This is a genomic window from Paramesorhizobium endophyticum, from assembly GCF_014640615.1.
Taxonomy (GTDB): Bacteria; Pseudomonadota; Alphaproteobacteria; order Rhizobiales; family Rhizobiaceae; genus Paramesorhizobium; species Paramesorhizobium endophyticum.
This window is the reverse complement of the sequence record NZ_BMHH01000003.1, coordinates 133924-151424: the sequence shown is the minus strand read 5'-3', so window position 1 is coordinate 151424 and position 17501 is coordinate 133924. Positions and strand designations below refer to the sequence as shown.

General features: G+C 61.5%; 20 protein-coding genes and 1 pseudogene. 11 read left to right on the top strand and 10 right to left on the bottom strand.

Going from position 1 to position 17501, the window contains the following annotated elements:
- Nucleotides 1-143 precede the first annotated feature (143 nt).
- Nucleotides 144-1418, top strand: a pseudogene (gene cobJ / locus IEX53_RS05145) (precorrin-3B C(17)-methyltransferase); the annotation flags it as partial.
- Between the two features lie 52 nt (nt 1419-1470).
- On the opposite strand, the gene IEX53_RS05140 reads toward cobJ, so the two are convergent.
- The 3 genes from IEX53_RS05140 to IEX53_RS05130 form a co-directional block, all read right to left on the bottom strand.
- Nucleotides 1471-1989 carry a hypothetical protein gene (locus IEX53_RS05140; protein WP_188822132.1) on the bottom strand — a complete coding sequence of 173 codons (519 nt, stop codon included), beginning with the start codon at nt 1987-1989 and terminating at the stop codon, nt 1471-1473.
- A gap of 171 nt (nt 1990-2160) precedes the next feature.
- Nucleotides 2161-3042 (bottom strand): alpha/beta hydrolase, encoded by an 882-nt coding sequence (locus IEX53_RS05135; RefSeq protein WP_188822130.1) that lies wholly within the window; start codon nt 3040-3042, stop codon nt 2161-2163.
- Nucleotides 3043-3063: 21 nt separating this feature from the next.
- Entirely contained in the window at nt 3064-3519 is a 456-nt protein-coding gene (locus tag IEX53_RS05130; protein ID WP_236016055.1) for a flavin reductase family protein, read from the bottom strand.
- A 214-nt stretch (nt 3520-3733) separates the two neighbouring features.
- On the opposite strand from IEX53_RS05130, the gene IEX53_RS05125 reads away from it, so the two are divergent.
- From IEX53_RS05125 to rpe, 3 genes are all read left to right on the top strand, one after another.
- Nucleotides 3734-4843 (top strand): branched-chain amino acid ABC transporter substrate-binding protein, encoded by a 1110-nt coding sequence (locus tag IEX53_RS05125; protein ID WP_188822127.1) that lies wholly within the window; start codon nt 3734-3736, stop codon nt 4841-4843.
- A gap of 78 nt (nt 4844-4921) precedes the next feature.
- Nucleotides 4922-5614 carry a class I SAM-dependent methyltransferase gene (locus IEX53_RS05120; RefSeq protein WP_188822125.1) on the top strand — a complete coding sequence of 231 codons (693 nt, stop codon included), beginning with the start codon at nt 4922-4924 and terminating at the stop codon, nt 5612-5614.
- 73 nt (nt 5615-5687) lie between these two features.
- Entirely contained in the window at nt 5688-6362 is a 675-nt protein-coding gene (gene rpe / locus IEX53_RS05115; RefSeq protein ID WP_188822123.1) for a ribulose-phosphate 3-epimerase, read from the top strand.
- 27 nt (nt 6363-6389) lie between these two features.
- Here the strand turns inward: rpe and IEX53_RS05110 are convergent, their stop codons facing one another.
- On the bottom strand, nt 6390-7088 hold the full coding sequence (locus IEX53_RS05110; protein ID WP_188822120.1) for a hypothetical protein: 699 nt from the start codon (nt 7086-7088) through the stop codon (nt 6390-6392).
- A 178-nt stretch (nt 7089-7266) separates the two neighbouring features.
- On the opposite strand from IEX53_RS05110, the gene purB reads away from it, so the two are divergent.
- Entirely contained in the window at nt 7267-8571 is a 1305-nt protein-coding gene (gene purB / locus IEX53_RS05105; RefSeq protein WP_188822118.1) for an adenylosuccinate lyase, read from the top strand.
- Between the two features lie 59 nt (nt 8572-8630).
- On the opposite strand, the gene IEX53_RS05100 is transcribed toward purB, so the two are convergent.
- The gene (locus IEX53_RS05100) at nt 8631-9437 is read right to left on the bottom strand and encodes a VOC family protein (RefSeq protein WP_188822116.1); all 807 of its coding nucleotides are present in this window, start codon (nt 9435-9437) and stop codon (nt 8631-8633) included.
- A gap of 195 nt (nt 9438-9632) precedes the next feature.
- Between IEX53_RS05100 and IEX53_RS05095 the strand changes: the two genes are divergently transcribed.
- A complete protein-coding gene (locus tag IEX53_RS05095; RefSeq protein WP_188822443.1) occupies nt 9633-10181 on the top strand; it encodes an alpha/beta hydrolase in 549 nt (182 codons plus the stop codon).
- Between the two features lie 53 nt (nt 10182-10234).
- Here the strand turns inward: IEX53_RS05095 and IEX53_RS05090 are convergent, their stop codons facing one another.
- Nucleotides 10235-10558 (bottom strand): DUF1476 domain-containing protein, encoded by a 324-nt coding sequence (locus IEX53_RS05090; protein WP_188822114.1) that lies wholly within the window; start codon nt 10556-10558, stop codon nt 10235-10237.
- Between the two features lie 234 nt (nt 10559-10792).
- On the opposite strand from IEX53_RS05090, the gene purC reads away from it, so the two are divergent.
- The gene (purC, locus tag IEX53_RS05085; RefSeq protein ID WP_188822112.1) at nt 10793-11557 is read left to right on the top strand and encodes a phosphoribosylaminoimidazolesuccinocarboxamide synthase; all 765 of its coding nucleotides are present in this window, start codon (nt 10793-10795) and stop codon (nt 11555-11557) included.
- A gap of 64 nt (nt 11558-11621) precedes the next feature.
- Complete coding sequence (purS, locus tag IEX53_RS05080) at nt 11622-11864, top strand: phosphoribosylformylglycinamidine synthase subunit PurS (RefSeq protein WP_188822110.1); 243 nt, start codon at nt 11622-11624, stop codon at nt 11862-11864.
- 32 nt (nt 11865-11896) lie between these two features.
- Here the strand turns inward: purS and IEX53_RS05075 are convergent, their stop codons facing one another.
- Complete coding sequence (locus IEX53_RS05075) at nt 11897-12100, bottom strand: hypothetical protein (RefSeq protein ID WP_188822108.1); 204 nt, start codon at nt 12098-12100, stop codon at nt 11897-11899.
- A 38-nt stretch (nt 12101-12138) separates the two neighbouring features.
- On the opposite strand from IEX53_RS05075, the gene purQ reads away from it, so the two are divergent.
- A complete protein-coding gene (purQ, locus tag IEX53_RS05070; RefSeq protein ID WP_188822106.1) occupies nt 12139-12807 on the top strand; it encodes a phosphoribosylformylglycinamidine synthase subunit PurQ in 669 nt (222 codons plus the stop codon).
- Nucleotides 12808-12903: 96 nt separating this feature from the next.
- Nucleotides 12904-13311 carry a hypothetical protein gene (locus tag IEX53_RS05065; protein WP_188822105.1) on the top strand — a complete coding sequence of 136 codons (408 nt, stop codon included), beginning with the start codon at nt 12904-12906 and terminating at the stop codon, nt 13309-13311.
- Nucleotides 13312-13558: 247 nt separating this feature from the next.
- Here the strand turns inward: IEX53_RS05065 and IEX53_RS05060 are convergent, their stop codons facing one another.
- Together IEX53_RS05060 and IEX53_RS05055 are read right to left on the bottom strand one after the other, a co-directional pair.
- Nucleotides 13559-14404, bottom strand: a complete 846-nt coding sequence (locus IEX53_RS05060; RefSeq protein ID WP_188822441.1) for a PhzF family phenazine biosynthesis protein — start codon at nt 14402-14404, stop codon at nt 13559-13561.
- Nucleotides 14405-14407: 3 nt separating this feature from the next.
- Complete coding sequence (locus tag IEX53_RS05055) at nt 14408-14662, bottom strand: DUF1127 domain-containing protein (RefSeq protein ID WP_188822103.1); 255 nt, start codon at nt 14660-14662, stop codon at nt 14408-14410.
- 100 nt (nt 14663-14762) lie between these two features.
- Here IEX53_RS05055 and IEX53_RS05050 point away from each other — a divergent pair, with 100 nt between their 5' ends.
- Nucleotides 14763-16175, top strand: a complete 1413-nt coding sequence (locus IEX53_RS05050; protein ID WP_188822101.1) for an aminotransferase-like domain-containing protein — start codon at nt 14763-14765, stop codon at nt 16173-16175.
- Between the two features lie 3 nt (nt 16176-16178).
- On the opposite strand, the gene IEX53_RS05045 is transcribed toward IEX53_RS05050, so the two are convergent.
- A complete protein-coding gene (locus IEX53_RS05045) occupies nt 16179-17330 on the bottom strand; it encodes a hypothetical protein (protein ID WP_210311623.1) in 1152 nt (383 codons plus the stop codon).
- Nucleotides 17331-17501 lie beyond the last annotated feature (171 nt).

Here is a 17501-nt window from a genome sequence, read left to right as displayed (position 1 = left end):
GCGCAGAAACAGGCCGCCCGGCCATCCTCATCCTGGGGGAAAACAGCCTCGAAACAGCCCGGCATATCCGTCTCGCGCTGGGGGACGGGGATATTTATGGCCTCCAACCCAGAGTCAAACAGGCAGATATCCCTTTTGCCGATTTCGGAGCCACGCTCCGCGAGCTCTATGAGGCGGGACGGCCCATTGTCGCCCTCTGCGCCACAGGCATCGTCATCAGGGCGCTGGCGCGGCTCCTTGAAAACAAGCGGGCCGAGCCGCCGGTGCTGGCTGTGGCGGAAGACGGCAGCGCCGTGGTGCCGCTGCTGGGCGGCCTCTCGGGCGTCAATGATCTCGCCCGCCGCATCGCCGCCGCCTTCGATGTCGCCCCCGCTATCACCACTACGGGCGAACTGCGCTTCGGCGTCAACCTGCTCCACCCGCCTTCGAGCTATACGCTCGTCAATCCGGGCGCGGGCAAGAAATTCATCTCCGACCTGCTGGCTGGCGAGAAGGCCAAGCTCGTTGGCGATGCGCCATGGCTGGTGGGTTCAAAACTGCCGCTCGACCCGGACGGACGCCTGACCATCTCCGTGGTGACGGAAAACCGCGAGCCGCAAGAGAACGAGCTTCTTTATTACGCGACTCCGGCCCGGGGAGCCAAACGCGGGCGGCTTGCCGTCGTCGGCCTCGGCCCCGGCGATCCCATGCTGATGGCTCCCGCCGTGCGGCAGGAATTGCAGCGGGCGGAGGATATTCTGGGATACGAGACCTATGTGCGCATGGCAGGCCCCTTCCGGCCCGACCAGATCCAGCACATGACCGACAATCGCGAGGAAATGCAGCGCGCCCGCCATGCCTTCGCGCTTGCCGCAAGCGGACGTTCGGTCGCCATGGTGTCCTCGGGCGACCCCGGCATCTTCGCCATGGCGGCGGCGGTGCTGGAAGCGCTGCATGAATCGAGCGACCCCGCATGGCACGAGGTGGAGCTCGTCATTCTCCCCGGCATATCCGCCGCCATGGCCGCCGCCGCCCGCATCGGCGCGCCGCTCGGCCATGATTTCTGCATCCTGTCACTATCGGACAATCTGAAGCCATGGGCGACGATCACCGACCGGCTCAACCACGCGGCGCAGGCCGACTTCGTCATTGCGCTCTACAATCCGATCTCCAAGGCGCGCCCATGGCAGCTGGGCGAAGCGCTCGATATTCTACGTAAGCACCGCGCGCCGGAGACGCCCGTCGTGCTCGGACGGGATGTCGGCAGGCCGGGGGAAACCGTCTCCGTCACCAGCCTCGGCGCGCTGACGCCGGATCAGGTGGATATGCGAACGGTGCTGATCGTGGGGGCTACGACGACGCAGCGCTTCGGGAAACACGGTGGCGGTGAGTGGGTTTATACTCCGCGCTGGTATGGGGCGGGGAAGCCGTCGTCTTGAAACGGGAATGCAGCGGGGCGCTGTCCCGCTGGGATTTCCATAAAACCGCCGCTTAGCTACCCTTTTTCTTCTTCGCAGCGGGCTTCTTGCTCTTCGTCGCGCTGGCAGGCATCGCGGCTTTCTTGGCAGCTGCTTCTTCAGCCGCAATCTGGTCGGCGCTCTTCGGGGAGGTATCCACCACCGAGCGCACCGAGCCATTGGCGCCGACGGTGCAGAGCGCGTCGCGCAGATCCACCTTCAGCGTCACCGCCGTGTTGCCGCCCCCGGCGGAGCGCGAGTCGAGCGGGGTGATGACGCTTTCCGGCAGGTAATATTTGTCCGCCGCCGCCGAGACGCAGGCGCGGGCGAGCGTGGGGTCGACATCGCCACGCAACGGCTGCGTGAGAGCGCCCAGCGGATTGAACGTCCTGGCAGGAGACGGCTTCGCAGCCGCCGTCGCCTTGGCCGCATTCGTCTTGGCGGGAGCGGCCACCACGGGTACCGGCTTTTGCGAAGCGGTCGAGCAGGCAGCAAGGGGGGCCAGCAGGGTGAGCATTAGAATGTGTGTCCCGGTCCGGACGCAAGCACGCATGGCTTAAAACCTCATGGGGGAAGGAGGGTGGATGTTAGGCCGGAAACTATTCGGTTTTGCCCGATTGTCGAGTGACAGGAAGGTCACAGAGGGGGAGAATTTCGAATCGTTCCACAGCCTATTGAGCCGCATAACCCTGTCCAGAAACTATGCAACTTTTGGGGCGATGCTCTATTGCGGCCGTCTCTCCAGCATCCAGTTCAATACTACGCGCCAGTCCGTCATGCGGATCGGCGTTCCGTGGTTTCCGCTCTCGAAGCGGTGGAAGCGGACGGGATAACCGGGCGCGACCTTGCGGATTGCGCGATAGAACGCCTCCTGCTTTTCCACCGCGAAGACCGGATCGCGGCTGCCATGGCCGAAAAACACCGGCACTCTACGCTTGAAGGCCGGCGAGGACAGGAAATCCTCGTCCCACATCGAGCCGAGCAGCACGAGCCCGGAGAGCTTGTCCGCCACCGCCTTATCCCTCGCCAGCCGCCAGCAGAGCTGACCGCCCGCCGAGCCGCAGGCGACGATAACAGGCGCTTGCGGTGAAGCAGCCTTCATGTGCATGATCAGGCTGGCGATCTCCGCCGCGCCCTTCTCGCCGAAATCGCTGAAATCGGGCGAGAGATAAAGCCCGCCATTGCGCGCCATCAGATTTTTCAGCCGGTTGAAATTTCCGCCGAACGTATAATCGTTCATGCCTTGCAGGCGGTTGCCGCCCTGCCCGTGCAGATAGAGGACAATGAGCGAGGCATTGTTTTGCTCGCCCACGGCCAGGGTTTTCACCGGCCCGGCCGGCGTCGCGACGGTCATGTCCTTCTGCGAGCGCCGCGGTTTCAGCGAGACATAGGCGTCCTTGACGCGCTTCTCAGGGATCGCATCGCGGCCGTTGATATCGCGCATCTCGGAATAATCGACGGTGAGATGATCGCCGCCGTCATCGGTTTTGAGGATGCCGGGATAGGCGAAATAATCGTCCTTGTAGGGCGCGAGCTGGGCCTTTGCGGCGGCAGGCAGCGCCAGCAGGCACAGCGCGGCCAATGACAGTTTCCATCCGCCCTTCATGCCCCCTCCCAGCCTGAACGGTTACAAATCCAGCGTATGATAGCGGCGGTTGAGGTAGATCAATGCCTCTTCCTGCCTGCCCAAGCGAAGATCCAGCACCTCGCCGAAGAGAACGTAATGCGTGGCGAAATCCTGTTTTTCCACGATGCGGCAATCGAAGACCGCGAGCGCATCCGTGAGAACAGGCGCGCCGCTCAGCATCACTTCCCAGTCGCCGAGTGCAAAGCGCTCCTCCGGGGCCAAGGCCATCCGGCCCGAGAAGGCTTCCGACAGGGGCCGGTGCTTTGCGGCAAGCGTGTTCAGCGCGAAGACGCCGTTCTCGACGAAAAGACGGTTCTGCTCATGCTCGCGCAGCAGGCAGATCAGCACTGTCGCCGGGTGGTCCGAGACCGAGCAGGCGGCGGAGATCGTCACGCCGCGCCGCCCCGCCGGGCCGTCCGTGGTCACCACATGCACAGCACCGGCAAAATGGCTCATGGCGTCGCGATAGGATTGCGGGTCGATGGCAGGCGTCTTCAGCGGTTCGTCCTTCACGTCGGGCACGTTCGATTCATGGCTTCCGGTAAACATGGCTAGCTTGTATAAGCCAGCCGGTATCGATTGGATATAGAGAATGCGCCATTGCGCGGGCGCAAGGAAACCGCTACGCGCTTTATGATTGAATAATAATTGAGGGAACGGCAAAGTTGGGATGATGAAGCGTTTCCTGCTTCTTCGAACGGTACTCTTGAGCCTTGTCCTGTCTGTTCCGGCGGCTTTATCCACCGCCCGGGCCGACATGCGCATCGGCGTCGCCGCGCCACTTTCGGGTCCCTTCGCACTTCTCGGCCAGCAGCTTGCCGACGGCGCGCACATCGCGGCGACGACGGCGGCGCCTCGGGGCCACGCGGTCACTCCCATCATCACAGACGATAAATGCACGGCGGAAGGCGGCCTTGCCGCAGCGGCGACGTTCATCGAAGCCCAGGTGCGGGTCGTCACCGGCTTTCTCTGCATGGAAGCGCTGGAGGCGGCGCTGCCCCTCCTGTCCGAAAAGAACATCCCTGTCATCACCCCCGCCATCCGCGAACGCGGCCTGACGGAGAGGCGGGCCAAAGCCCCCTTCCCCGTGTTTCGGCTCGCCATGCCGCGCGACCGCGAGGCGTCCGCCATTGGTGATATCCTCGGCCGCCTGTGGCGCGACAAGCCGTTCGCCATCCTCGATGACGGGACGATCCCAGGCCGCGAACTCGCGCATGGCGTGCGCGCGAGCCTGGAGGCAAAGGGGCTGAAGCCCGTGCTGGCCGAGACCTTCCGCCCTGGCCTCGACAACCAGTCGGCGCTGGCGGCGCTCATCCGCCGGTCCGGCGCGACACAAATCTTCATCGGCGGCGAGCGCAGCGATGCGGCGGCAATCGCCAGCGCCGCGTCCGCAATCGGCCACCCCGTGACGGCCGTGGGAGGCGAGACCCTGCGCGCCGCACCCGAAGGCCCCGACCTCGCGCCCGGCACGTTGATGATCGCCGTGCCTGAAGCCGACACCCTCCCCTCGGCTGCATCAGCGGTCGCCGCCTTCCGCACGGCGGGCAGAGAGCCGGAAGGCTATGCCGTGCCGGGCTACGCGACGCTGCAGATCGCCATGGACGCGGCAGCGGCGGGGGAAGCGGGAAAACAGCCGGCACAGGCCATGCTGCGCAGCAGGACATTCGACACCGCGCTCGGCCCCATCCGCTTTGACGAACCCGGCATCCGCGCGGACCATCCCTACGGGCTATTCCGCTATGACGGCAGCCGCTTTGTGCCCCAGGGATTGCCGGATTAACCCTCGCGCCAATATTTCCACTTAAAAGTGCCTTAAATATCTATACGGGGCTTAGCGGACACAGCGGGAGAAAAGCCAATGTCCACCGAAGATACCAAGGTCAGAGATCCCTATACGGACCGCAAGAGCCTGGAATTCACATTTCGCGCGCGCCGCTTCGCCAAGGTTCGTGAGCTTATCGAGGACGCGCTGGAAGAGCGCGGCGAGGCGCACATCCTCGACCTGGGCGGCACCGAAAGCTATTGGCTGATCGGTGAGGATTTCATCAACCAGCACCGCGGACGCCTGAAGATCACGCTCGTCAATCTCGAGCAGGAACTTGCCCCGGTGCGCGACCCCGCCGTCTTCACCTCGCTTGCGGGAGATGCGGCGAGCCCCGGCTTTTTTCCCGACCGGCAATTCGACGTGGTCCACTCCAATTCGGTGATCGAGCATGTGGGCGACTGGACACGCATGACCGAGTTTGCCAGGAACACCAAGCGTCTGGGCAAGCGCTATTATGTGCAGACGCCGAATTACTGGTTTCCCTACGAGCCGCATTTCCGCATGGTCGGCTTCCAGTTCCTCCCGGAAAACGCGCGCATAGCGCTGATCCGCCGCTTCGCGCTGGGCTTCTTTCCGCGCATCAATTCATACGAGGAAGCGCGCGACATCATCGCGCATCACAGCATCATTTCCACGCGCCAGATGCGCTCCCTGTTCAAGGGAGCCGAAATCACCCATGAAAAATTTATGGGCCTCAATAAATCCATCATCGCCGTCCGGCGATAACAAAGGCATGATCCCGAAAAGTTGATAGCTTTCCGAATAGGATCACGCGGTTTAAAACAGCTCTGGAGTCTCCATGCCCCGCCCGCTCATCATTGCGCCCTCCATCCTCGCTTCCGATTTCGCGAAGCTCGGCCAGGAAGTCACCGACGTGCTGGAGGCCGGCGCAGACTGGATCCATATCGACGTCATGGACGGGCATTTCGTGCCAAACATCACCTTCGGCCCGGATGTGGTGAAGGCGATACGGCCGCTCACCAAGGCGGTCTTCGACACGCATCTGATGATCGCGCCCTGCGACCCCTATCTGGAAGCGTTCGCCAAGGCCGGCTCCGACATCATCACCGTCCATGCCGAGGCAGGTCCGCACCTCCACCGCTCGCTGCAGGCAATCAAGGCGCTGGGCAAGAAGGCGGGCGTGTCGTTGAACCCCGCCACGCCCGAAAGCGCGCTGGAATATGTGCTCGACGATGTCGACCTGATCCTGGTCATGACGGTCAACCCCGGCTTCGGCGGCCAGAAATTCATTCCCGCAACGCTCGACAAAATTCGCCGCATCAAGGCGATGGTGGGTAACCGCCCGATCGATATCGAAGTGGATGGCGGCATCACTGCTGAAACGGCTGGGGAAGCGGCAAAGGCTGGAGCCAACGCGCTGGTGGCGGGCTCGGCGATCTACAAGGGCGGCTCGGTCGCCAGCTATAAGGCCAATATCGACGCGATCCGTACGGCGGCACTGGGGAAGAAATAGCGCTGACCCGTCATTCTCAAGCCTTCGTTATTGCGTGGCAACCGCATCATCCTTCAACGCTTTTGCGCGCCACGCGTTTAGCAACGCAGCAAGCTCATCATGGGTGAACCCATAAGTGTCCGGAAGAGCCGAAGTGTGGCTAATGAACTTCTTGTTGATATAGGCAATTCGGGAGGCGGCGACCGCTGCATCGTCGAACGCCACAAGCTTTGTGAGGGTATGGGAAACAACCGGCACGAACTCGCTCGTGTCGTGCCATCGCGTGCCTTTGCGACGCCAAAGTTGCGTGACGACAAAACCTTCGCGGCTCAGATGCAGCGAAGCGCCCCCGATGGCCATGGCGAACAGCAAAGGAGCGCCACCCAGAAATAGGACGACTCCTGGCCAGAGCAACACCTGCGTCAGGATTGGCGGCGGTTGGTTCAACAGCATCCAAAGTATGACACTGCCGAATATCGCCGATCCGGTTGCCATAGCGAGAGACTTCGTTGGCGCTGGCCTTATGACAACGGGTCCGGGATAGCGTGAAAGCAGCGTTTCGATTGAGGACGTCTCACCCTGGAGCAGCTTTGGCCAGAGTTGCCAGATAAAGATAACGGCGCATGCCCCAAAGAACAACATCCCCGGCACGCTGGCTTTGGCTCCGCTCATCGCCATCATGGCACCGATGATGACGAAGAAAAGACTGACGGCAAGACAGGCGTAGAGTAAAAGGCGCGCTTTCATCGGTTTACATATTCAGAGTTGTATACAGGATCATTTAGGTCGCAACAAGCAAAGTTCAATCGCTTTACGAATGACGGCGATGAGGCATGCGCCACGATGACAAAATCGCATCTTATGTTGCGATTTCCACAACATCGCTATAGACCCCGAGACAATCAACCTCCAACAGGATGAACATATGATCCCGCGCTATTCGCGGCCGGAAATGGTCGCCATCTGGTCTCCCGAAACGAAGTTCCGCATCTGGTTCGAGATCGAGGCCCATGCCTGCGATGCGCTCGCGGCCCTCGGCGTCATCCCCCGGCAAGCGGCGAAAACGATCTGGGAAAAGGGCGGCGCGGCTGAGTTCAACATCGACCGCATCGACGAGATCGAGCGCGAGACCAAGCATGACGTCATCGCCTTCCTGACGCATCTGGCCGAGTTCGTCGGGCCGGATGCGCGCTTCGTGCATCAGGGCATGACCTCGTCCGACGTGCTGGACACCACCTTCAACATCCAGCTCGTGCGCGCCGCCGATATCCTCATCGCTGATATGGACCGCGTGCTGGCCGCGCTGAAAAAGCGCGCCTTCGAGCATAAGGATACGGTGCGCATCGGCCGCAGCCACGGTATCCATGCCGAGCCGACGACGATGGGCCTCACCTTCGCCCGCTTCTATGCCGAAATGGCGCGGGGCCGCGCCCGCCTCGTCGCCGCGCGCGCCGAAATCGCAACCGGGGCCATCTCAGGCGCGGTCGGCACCTTCGCCAATATCGATCCGCGCGTCGAAGAGCATGTCTGCGCCAGGCTGGGCCTGACGCCGGAGCCGGTCTCGACGCAGGTGATCCCGCGCGACCGCCATGCCATGTTCTTCGCCACGCTCGGCGTCATCGCTTCGTCGATGGAGAACATCGCCATCGAAATCCGCCATATGCAGCGCACCGAGGTGCTGGAGGCGGAGGAGTTCTTCTCGCCGGGCCAGAAAGGCTCGTCGGCCATGCCACACAAGCGCAACCCGGTGCTGACCGAGAATCTGACCGGCCTCGCCCGGCTGGTGCGCATGTCTGTTATCCCCGCTATGGAGAATGTCGCCCTCTGGCACGAGCGCGACATCTCGCACTCCAGCGTCGAGCGCGCCATCGGGCCGGACACGACCGTTACGCTCGATTTCGCGCTGAACCGCCTGGCCGGAGTGATCGAGAATCTGGTGATCTATCCGGACAACATGCTCGCCAACATGAACAAGTTCCGGGGCCTCATCCATTCGCAGCGCGTGCTGCTGGCGCTGACGCAGGCTGGCGTCAGCCGTGAGGATGCCTATCGCCTCGTCCAGCGCAACGCGATGAAGGTGTGGGAACAGGGCAAGGATTTCCAGGAAGAGCTGCTCGCCGATCAGGATGTGCGCGCCGCGCTCTCCGAAGAGCATATCCGCGAGAAGTTCGACCTCGGCTACCACACCAAGCATGTGGACACGATCTTCCGCCGTGTGTTCGGGAAATAAGCAACATTCCCGCCAGAACAAGGAGCCCCATGCCATTGAAAGCATGGGGCTTTTTCTTTTCACGCCGCAACGATGTTGATGGCGTTGCCCCAGGGGTCTTCGATTGTGCGGGGCTTGTTGCCGCGCGTATCCTCCAGTTCCACCCAGGCCAGCCCGGTGCGGTCCTTGTCGCGCTTGCCCGCGCGGGGGCTTTGCCAGGAATTGGCGGCGATGTGGTGATGATAACCGCCTGAGGATAGGAACACCGCCCGGTCGCCATAGGTCTGCACGGTGTCGAAGCCGATCTCCCTGTGCCACCAGCCTTCCGCCTCCGCCGCATCGCCGACGCGCAAATGCACATGGCCGATGACGGTGTTTTCGGGCGCGCCCTCCCAGATCCGCCGGTTTTGCTCCAGCTCACGCAGGAGATTGCCGACATCAAGCGCATCCGTCGCCATGGCGATCCTCTCGCCGTTCCAGCGCCAGCTTGTCGGCGGGCGATCGGCGTAGATCTCGACGCCATTGCCTTCAGGGTCGGTGAGATAAACCGCCTCGCTGACGAGATGATCGGACGCTCCGGCGATGGGAATGTGCCGGTCGATCGCCTGACGCGACCAACGGGCGAGGTCGCCACGCGAGGGCAGCAGGAAGGCCGTGTGATAAAGCCCGGCGCTGCGCGGATCGTCGGGGCTGGCGGCGGAAAACTGCTCGATTTCAACGAGTTCCCGGTCCCCTGCCCCAAGCACGATGCTACTTCCTCGCCGCGCCATCTCCCTCAAGCCGACAATATCCTGATACCAGGCAGAAACAGCCTCGGCATCCCGCGCCTTCAGTCCGACCCTGCTGACCCGGACCGGCGTCGTGACCGCAAAAGGAACCTCACTCATGTCTGCCCTCCATGCATTGCCGCATGATCCTCGGAAAAGCTACGAGCCTTTCAATCATGCGCTTCGATTGCCCCTAAATCGCCATTGTTCCCTTCACCGGCAAGCCACGATTCGGAGAACAAGCTGTTCACCAAACACCGTCAAAAGCTTTGCCAACTGCTTGAAGCTCTTCAATCGAGCCTGTAAATGGAAACTATGAAAGTCCAGGACGCCGATATTCTCATCATCCCCGGTTACACCAATTCCGGCCCCGACCATTGGCAGAGCCGGTGGGAGGAGAAGCTGTCGACCGCGCGGCGTGTCGAGCAGGCGGAATGGTCGAAGCCGGTGCGTGAGGATTGGGTGGCTGAAGTCGTCAAGGCAGCCAATGAGGCAACCAAGCCGATCGTCCTCGTCGCCCATTCGCTGGGCGTGCCGGCGGCGATCCATGCGCTGCCGGAAATCCAGGACAAGGTGAAAGGCGGCTTCTTCGTCGCCCCCCCCGATGTGGCTGATCCCAGGATCAAGCCGCGCCATCTGATGACGTTCGGCCCCTACCCGCGAGACCCGCTGCCCTTCCCGTCGCTGGTCATCGCAAGCCGCAACGACCCCTTCTGCAACTATGAAGTGGCCGAGGACATCGCCAATGCCTGGGGATCGCTCTTCATCGATGCGGGCGAAGCCGGGCATATCAACGCCGATTCCGGCCATGGCCCCTGGCCCGAAGGCTCGATGGTCTTTGCGCAGTTCCTATCGCGTCTCTAAAAACGAAAACCGCCCCATGAAGGGCGGCTTTCTCAACAATCGGTGAGGAAAACTCAGTTTTCCTGAATCTGCCGCACGGCTTCCTGTAGAAGCTCCACCATCTGGCTGCGGATTGCTTCGTCCGTCACCGCGACGCCCGCCGCGTCGAAATCCGCGCGGACCTTGCGGAACACGTCCTCATCGCCCGCTTCCTCGAAATCGGCGGCTACGACGTCCTTGGCGTAAGCATCGGCGTCAGCGCCGGTCTTGCCCAGCTTTTCCGCCGCCCACAGGCCCAGAAGCTTGTTGCGACGCGCCTCCGCCTTGAATTTCAATTCCGCGTCATGCGCGAATTTCTTTTCGAAGGCATCCTTGCGTTCGTCCATTCCGGTCATCATCTAACTCCAGCGCTGGTGTTTTTCGGCCCGAATCCGTGTTCGACAGGGTGTTCGCCTTGTCTAAATCAAAAGAGGCGCGCAAGATCAATCGCAAATGCCGATAGCGACTCGGGGAACGAAAAAGGTGAAGGAGCGGCAAAGCATGATTGTTAAAGCGGGCCGATTGCTATAGGTAGCGCGCGAACACTGCGGCCTCAAGGCCGCCCGATCAAGATCAGACATCTGGGAAATTCAATGAATCGTCGCCGCCGTATTTACGAAGGCAAGGCCAAGATCCTCTATGAAGGACCTGAGCCCGGAACCTTGATCCAGTTTTTCAAGGATGACGCCACGGCTTTCAACAAAAAAAAGCATGAAGTGGTCGACGGAAAGGGCGTGCTCAACAACCGCATTTCCGAGCATATCTTCACGCAGTTGAACCGGATGGGCATTCCGACCCACTTCATCCGCCGCCTCAACATGCGCGAGCAGTTGATCAAGGAAGTCGAGATCATCCCGCTCGAAGTGGTGGTACGCAACGTCGCCGCCGGCTCGCTCGCCAAGCGCCTCGGCCTCGAGGAAGGCACGGTGCTGCCGCGCTCCATCATCGAGTTCTATTACAAGGCCGATGCGCTCGACGACCCGATGGTCTCCGAAGAGCACATCACTGCCTTCGGCTGGGCAAGCCCCCAGGAAATCGACGACATCATGGCGCTCGCCATCCGCGTCAATGATTTCCTCTCCGGCCTGTTCCTCGGCGTCGGCATCCAACTCGTCGATTTCAAGATCGAGTGCGGCCGCCTGTGGGAAGCCGACATGATGCGCATCGTCGTGGCCGACGAGATTTCGCCCGACTCCGCCCGCCTCTGGGACATCCAGACCAACGACAAGCTGGACAAGGACCGCTTCCGCCGCGACATGGGCGGACTGGTCGAGGCCTATCAGGAAGTGGCGCGCCGTCTCGGCATCATGAACGAGAACGAACCGCCCCGCCCCACCGGCCCGGTTCTGGTGAAGTAACTACCTACGCCCCGGATATCGCTTCCGGGGCTGCTATTTTCGATTTCCAAGGCAGGATAGAACAGTGATCAAGGCACGCGTCACCGTTACATTGAAGAACGGCGTACTCGACCCGCAGGGCAAGGCCATCGCCGGCGCGCTTGGCGGCCTCGGCTTCGATGGCGTCAACTCCGTGCGCCAGGGCAAGGTCTTCGACGTCGAGCTCGACACCAAGGACCGCACAGAGGCCGAAACCCGCCTCAAGGCCATGTGCGACAAGCTTCTCGCCAACACCGTGATCGAAGATTATAGTGTGGAGATAGCTTAGGGATGTAATCGGGGTTTGATATGACTGATGTTTCACAAGACCTTTTGCATGAACTTCTGCGCCGGATGCATCAGCGCTTTGACAAGCTTGATCACGCAATCAGCGAGTTGCGGAACGATAATGTGGCGATCCGTAACCAGCTTCATGCGATGCAGGGCGATGTGAACAGCGTCCGAGCCAGCATGGCCCATATCGAAACCCGCCTCGACCGGATCGAGAACCGTCTCGATCTTCATGAATTGGCGGAAGCACAAGCAAGGTTTGAACCGCACCCATGAAATCAGCCGTCGTCCTTCTCCCCGGCCTCAATCGCGACCGTGATATGATCGCGGCGCTCACGAAGATTTCCGGCAAGGTGCCGCAGACCGTCTGGCAGACCGACACGGAAATCCCGGATGTCGACTTGATCGTCATTCCCGGCGGTTTTTCCTATGGCGATTATTTGCGCTGCGGGGCTATCGCCGCCCGTATGCCTGTCATGCAGGCGGTGCGCGAGAAAGCGGAAAAGGGCGTCATGGTCATGGGCGTCTGCAATGGCTTCCAGATCCTGCTCGAAGCGGGCCTGCTGCCCGGTGCGCTGATGCGCAACGCTTCGCTCAAATTCGTCTGCCGCGAGGTGAAGCTGGAAGTCAGCAACGCCAACACCGCCTTCACGCGCGGCTATACGCCGGGTGAGATCATCCGCTGCCCTGTCGCCCATCATGACGGCAATTTCTTCGCCGATGAGGAAACGCTGAAGCGCATCGAGGGTGAAGGCCAGGTTGCGTTCCGCTATGCCGAGGGCACCAACCCCAACGGCTCGATCAACGACATCGCCGGCATCGTCAGCGAGCGCGGCAATGTGCTTGGCATGATGCCGCATCCGGAAAACTTGATCGAATCCGCCCATGGCGGCAGTGACGGCCGCGCCCTCTTCTCGGGCCTGCTCGGCCTCGCGGCGTAATCTTTTCACGCAATCCACATTTCCCGTACATGAAACGGTAACCGGCTGAAGCTCATTCTGCCGGTTCCATTTTCTCACGCTTTCCGGAGTCCGCGCATGAACAGAGCTTTTCTCGCGATTGCAGCCGTTGCAGCGCTTGTCTCCCTTACGGCCTGCCAGTCGGAGAGAAAGCCCGCCCCCCCTCGTGCGTCGGCTCCATCGAGCACAGCGCTCGCCATAATGGAGCGCGTGGCGCTCGCCGCCAATTCGTGCTGGTTCAAGTCGAACGACCCGGCCTTCCGCCCCTATCGCCTCGCGCCGGAACTCAACTCCTTCACCGGGCGTCCGCGCATTCTGGTGGTGCCGGGTAAAAATCCGACCGCCCGCCCGCTCCTTGTCGTTCAGGCGGAAGGCCGTCCGGCCAAGCTCGAAGCCTTCGGCCCGCTGATGCACCAGGCGAATGGGGGCCGGATTTCCTCAGACGTACGCCGCTGGGCAGCTGGGGACAGCCGGTGCGCGGGTTGACGCCTCGAAACATTTTTGTTTTCAAGGCATCCGCGCCAAGCGCCCTCGTGGTTCGAGGCTCATTCCGCTACGCTTCATTCACACCTCACCATGAGGGCTGCTGGAGCGCCGCGCCCCTTCCCATATTCTGAAGCGCCGTCGCCCCTTCACCCTCATCCTGAGGTGCTCGCGAAGCGAGCCTCGAAGGGCGAGGTGAAGGGGATTCGCCATAGCGTTGTTTTCATCAACTGCAAATCTCACTCCTCCCCTACATCCCCCGCAGTATCCCTTCAACATGCATGCGGACCTCACCGCCGACCCACAACTGACCTGCCTCATCGCGGCTGACATAAACCCGCCCACGGCGGCCGAGACAGGTGCCTTGCGCGGCGATGTAATCGCCATCCGCCACGCCGGTTGCGAACAGCCATTGCGCCAGCGAGGCGTTGAGGCTACCGGTCACGGGGTCTTCCACGGTCGTGCCTTGATGATTGCTGAAAAACGCCCGCACTTCGAAGGCAGTATCGCCACCGGCCGCATGAGGACCGACCACCCCGATATCGATATGCCGGTGCCAGTTGCTTGCTGGCTTCAGCGACAGGATTTGCTCGGCAGATGCCAGCCTTATGCCAAGCCATCCGGGACCGTTGTCGATCCAGGCAGCATCGACGATCTCGTCAGCCTTGACGCCGAGAAACTGCTGGGCCTCCGTCAATTCTTCAACGGAAGGCGCGCCGGAACGGATAAGCGGCGGCGGCGCGAATGCGAGCCGGTCCTGATCGCGCCGGATAGTGACCAGCCCTGCCCCGCATTCCTGCACGATTTCCCTACCATTCTTCGGCGCGACGCCTGACTGAAGCCAGACATGGCAGGTGCCGAGCGTGGGATGCCCGGCAAACGGCAGCTCCCCCGACAAGGCAAAAATGCGGACACGATAATCGGCTTCCGGATGCGTCGGCGGCAGCAGGAAGGTCGTTTCCGACAGATTGAACCAGCGCGCCAGACGCTGCATCTCGTCGGTCGAAAGATCACCGGTGCCGGTTATGACGGCCAGAGGATTGCCTGAAATCGCCTCCGACCCGAAAACATCCACCATATGAACCGAAGCACTCATCATTCACCTCCACCAGTCATATTTCGTCCTGCGATCCCAGATCGGGCGGCGTCCTTCCTGAAAAGCTTCGTCTGATGACAGCCCTATATCGCGCAATTGATCTTCCGTCAGTTCCAGAAGCGTCCTGCGGCTGCGCCACACCTCGAAGCCGTGCAAAATCCAGGCGGTCCATTGCCGGATTGTTGCCGGCATTGCCTGTACTTCGATATCCCGCTTTTGCTGGCATGTCGGATATTTTGCCCGTATTCTGGGCGTCATTGTCTTTATTGTATCCATTTCCTCACGCGCAAATCCTCTCTTCCGCCCGATTGTCACCATTCATTGACTCCATTTTGTTTTCAACCTAAACATTGTCACCATGACAAAATGGATTCCCGACCTATCCGGCCTTACCGGACCTAAATACGTGGCCATCGCGGATGCGATGGACCGCGACATCGGCAATGGCACCCTCCCGGCGGGCATGCGCCTGCCGCCGCAGCGGGACCTGGCCTATGATCTGAAGGTGACAATAGGGACAATCAGCCGGGCCTATGCGCTGGCCGCCGAGCGCGGCCTCGTCGCCGGCGAGGTGGGCCGGGGAACCTATGTGCGGGAGCGGGATGATGCGGCACCGCTGGCCGCCGCCATGGTCTACCGGGACGCGAGGATCGATCTGCCGCCGCCGCTTGCCAATGCCTTGCGCATGGATTCGACCGCGGCGATCGATGTCGGCCAGTCGGCGGTGATCGGGCCGCTGCTCGCGCGGATTTTCATCGAAGAGCCGCATCTGGCGCAGGATTACACCCGTACAATGTCGGATGGTTGGCGCGAGGCGGGCGCGCAATGGCTCGCCACGGGCGGATGGCGCCCTGCCACCGAGACGGTCATTCCGGTAATGGGCGCGCTCAGCGGCATCGGGAACATCATCGCCGCCATGACCATGCCCGGCGACCGGATCGCTTTCGAAGATTTGACCTACAGCCCCCTCGCCCGCGGCGCGGCGCTGATCGGTCGGCGCGCCATCAAGGTGCGCGGCGGCGACGAGGGGCTCGATCCTGATGATTTCGAGCGTGTCTGCGCGCGTGACCATCCGAAGATGCTGGTGATCATCCCAACGCTCAACAACCCGACCATGACGATCATTCCGGAGGAAAATCGCCGGCGCATCGCGGAAATCGCGCAGGCCTACAATGTCTGGATCGTCGAGGACGACATTTACGGTAATGCGCTCGATGACGCGCCGACGCCCTTCGCCGCAATTGCGCCGCAGCGGACTTTCCATGTCTCCGGCGTCTCCAAGACATTGAGCGCGGGGCTGCGGATCGGCTGGGTTTCCGCTCCCCCCGCTTTTATCCGGCAGATCATCAACGCCAAGAAGCTGATGACCGGTGGCCTGCCCTACGCGATGACGGAGGCGACGGCACGGCTGGTCCTCAGCGGCGAGGCAGCGCGCTTCAAGGCGGCGGTGGTTGACGAAATGAGCGAGCGCGAGGCCATCGCCCGCGAGGTGCTGGCCGGACACAAATTTGCCAGTCACCCCCGCTGCCCCTATATCTGGCTCACCCTGCCCGACCCCTGGCTGCCCGGCACCTTCAAGGATGCCGCCCTTGATGCAGGCATCGCCATTCTGGAAGCGGATGCCTTCAAGGTCGGTCAGGCGGACCGCATCTGCCATTGCGTCCGCGTCGCCTTCTCCACGCTTGAAAGCCGCGAAGAGGTCCGCCGCGGCTTCACCATCCTCCGCCGCCTCCTAGACAATGCCGGGGCCGGGTTTGACGGGATGGAATAGGCGTCAGGGATTGGGCTCGGCGCAATGGCGGAAATTGCCGATCCAGGCATATCCGCGGCCAGGCGTACCGTCCGGCCAATTCCGCACAGTCTGCTGCGCGAATACGCTATTGAGCAGCCATGGCGTCTTGTCCGGTCCCCAGTTCGCGGCGGCCGAGGGGCCCTGTATATAGCCGTGGGCAGCAACCGCTAAACGCTCGGTGGCGCGGAACAACGCCATCTGGTTGCAGATATAGTTCCTCCGGCTTTCATACCATGGGCTGGAAGCCAGGAAATCGTTCCACTTTTCCTGCGGAAATGGAGATTTGATCGCGGCGCCGATTACCTGCCAGACCTTCAAATTTGACGCCATGTCGTATCGGCTGAGGAAACCGGCGGGAGCAACATCGGTCAGATGCTTCTTCCAGTGGCGGACCAGCGAAAACTCGGTGACCAGGAAGCGCTGGTCAGGCCGAAGCCGTTGCAGCACGTAATCGACGAAAGGCCGGGAGTCTTCGATCGAAGCCACATGGGGATGAATGTCCACGCCCTTTATATCCAGCTCACTTGCAGCGTAGCGGACCCAGCGGTCGGTCGCAGCGGTGTGATTCTCCGCCCTCTGCAAACGATTCAGCGCACCAAGATAAAGCTGTGTCGAACAGTTGGCCCCGCAATTGTCGCGACGGAAGGCTATTACTTGTTTGGTGATGTATTCGTAGAACGCGTTTAACTTCTCGTTGCGGTCCGCCCGGCGGCTTTCGATGAACGGTTCGTTTCCGATGACGAGAATGTCCACCCGGCCCATCACCGCGGTCAGCAGTTTGGTCACCCGCTGCATCTCCCTGGCCATTTGGGGTGTCCCAGGCTTGGGAAAGGCCCGTCTCTGAAACGGGAATTTCATGTTGAGCACGACTCCATAACCGCGTTCCCTGGCCTGCAGGAACTTGCGGATTCCGGGATCGTCCATGGGCGCTTTTTTGTCGGCCAGCGGCATCGCATAGAAGCCGCGCACCCATTTTGTCCGACCTAGCTCCAACTCGTCGAACCGCAAATCAGCGAGATGCTCATTGAAATTCGCTCCGAGCGCGCCTTGCGGATCTTTCGCCTCCGCTCCCCCGAGACTTACGGCCAGCAGCAAGCCGGCAATGAGCGTCCTGATCCGCAGCGAGCGCCACATAGGAGTCCTTCCTGTCGCCTCAACTCTGTCCAACGAACATCCCAGAGAAAAGTTGCCCCATGTTTAAGCCGCGCAAATACCGGAATCGGTCCCCGAGCCTTCCATCGAAAGAGGAACTGCTTTATAGGCCCAGGTAAACAATCGGCAGCGCCCGTTGGGCCGAACGAAGAA

Bases quoted from the DNA above. Each gene is read 5' to 3' on its own strand.
- purQ (WP_188822106.1), top strand. From the start codon at position 12,139: ATGAAATCAGCCGTCGTCCTTCTCCCCGGCCTCAATCGCGACCGTGAT.
- IEX53_RS05045 (WP_210311623.1), bottom strand. From the start codon at position 17,330: ATGTGGCGCTCGCTGCGGATCAGGACGCTCATTGCCGGCTTGCTGCTG.
- IEX53_RS05135 (WP_188822130.1), bottom strand. From the start codon at position 3,042: ATGAAGGGCGGATGGAAACTGTCATTGGCCGCGCTGTGCCTGCTGGCG.
- IEX53_RS05095 (WP_188822443.1), top strand. From the start codon at position 9,633: ATGAAAGTCCAGGACGCCGATATTCTCATCATCCCCGGTTACACCAAT.
- IEX53_RS05100 (WP_188822116.1), bottom strand. From the start codon at position 9,437: ATGAGTGAGGTTCCTTTTGCGGTCACGACGCCGGTCCGGGTCAGCAGG.
- IEX53_RS05125 (WP_188822127.1), top strand. From the start codon at position 3,734: ATGATGAAGCGTTTCCTGCTTCTTCGAACGGTACTCTTGAGCCTTGTC.
- IEX53_RS05075 (WP_188822108.1), bottom strand. From the start codon at position 12,100: ATGAAGATCGAGACGGTTCTCGATCCGGTCGAGGCGGGTTTCGATATG.
- IEX53_RS05130 (WP_236016055.1), bottom strand. From the start codon at position 3,519: ATGAGCCATTTTGCCGGTGCTGTGCATGTGGTGACCACGGACGGCCCG.
- IEX53_RS05090 (WP_188822114.1), bottom strand. From the start codon at position 10,558: ATGATGACCGGAATGGACGAACGCAAGGATGCCTTCGAAAAGAAATTC.
- IEX53_RS05050 (WP_188822101.1), top strand. From the start codon at position 14,763: ATGACAAAATGGATTCCCGACCTATCCGGCCTTACCGGACCTAAATAC.
- purC (WP_188822112.1), top strand. From the start codon at position 10,793: ATGAATCGTCGCCGCCGTATTTACGAAGGCAAGGCCAAGATCCTCTAT.
- IEX53_RS05060 (WP_188822441.1), bottom strand. From the start codon at position 14,404: ATGAGTGCTTCGGTTCATATGGTGGATGTTTTCGGGTCGGAGGCGATT.
- IEX53_RS05110 (WP_188822120.1), bottom strand. From the start codon at position 7,088: ATGAAAGCGCGCCTTTTACTCTACGCCTGTCTTGCCGTCAGTCTTTTC.
- IEX53_RS05140 (WP_188822132.1), bottom strand. From the start codon at position 1,989: ATGCGTGCTTGCGTCCGGACCGGGACACACATTCTAATGCTCACCCTG.
- IEX53_RS05065 (WP_188822105.1), top strand. From the start codon at position 12,904: ATGAACAGAGCTTTTCTCGCGATTGCAGCCGTTGCAGCGCTTGTCTCC.
- rpe (WP_188822123.1), top strand. From the start codon at position 5,688: ATGCCCCGCCCGCTCATCATTGCGCCCTCCATCCTCGCTTCCGATTTC.
- IEX53_RS05120 (WP_188822125.1), top strand. From the start codon at position 4,922: ATGTCCACCGAAGATACCAAGGTCAGAGATCCCTATACGGACCGCAAG.
- purB (WP_188822118.1), top strand. From the start codon at position 7,267: ATGATCCCGCGCTATTCGCGGCCGGAAATGGTCGCCATCTGGTCTCCC.
- IEX53_RS05055 (WP_188822103.1), bottom strand. From the start codon at position 14,662: ATGACGCCCAGAATACGGGCAAAATATCCGACATGCCAGCAAAAGCGG.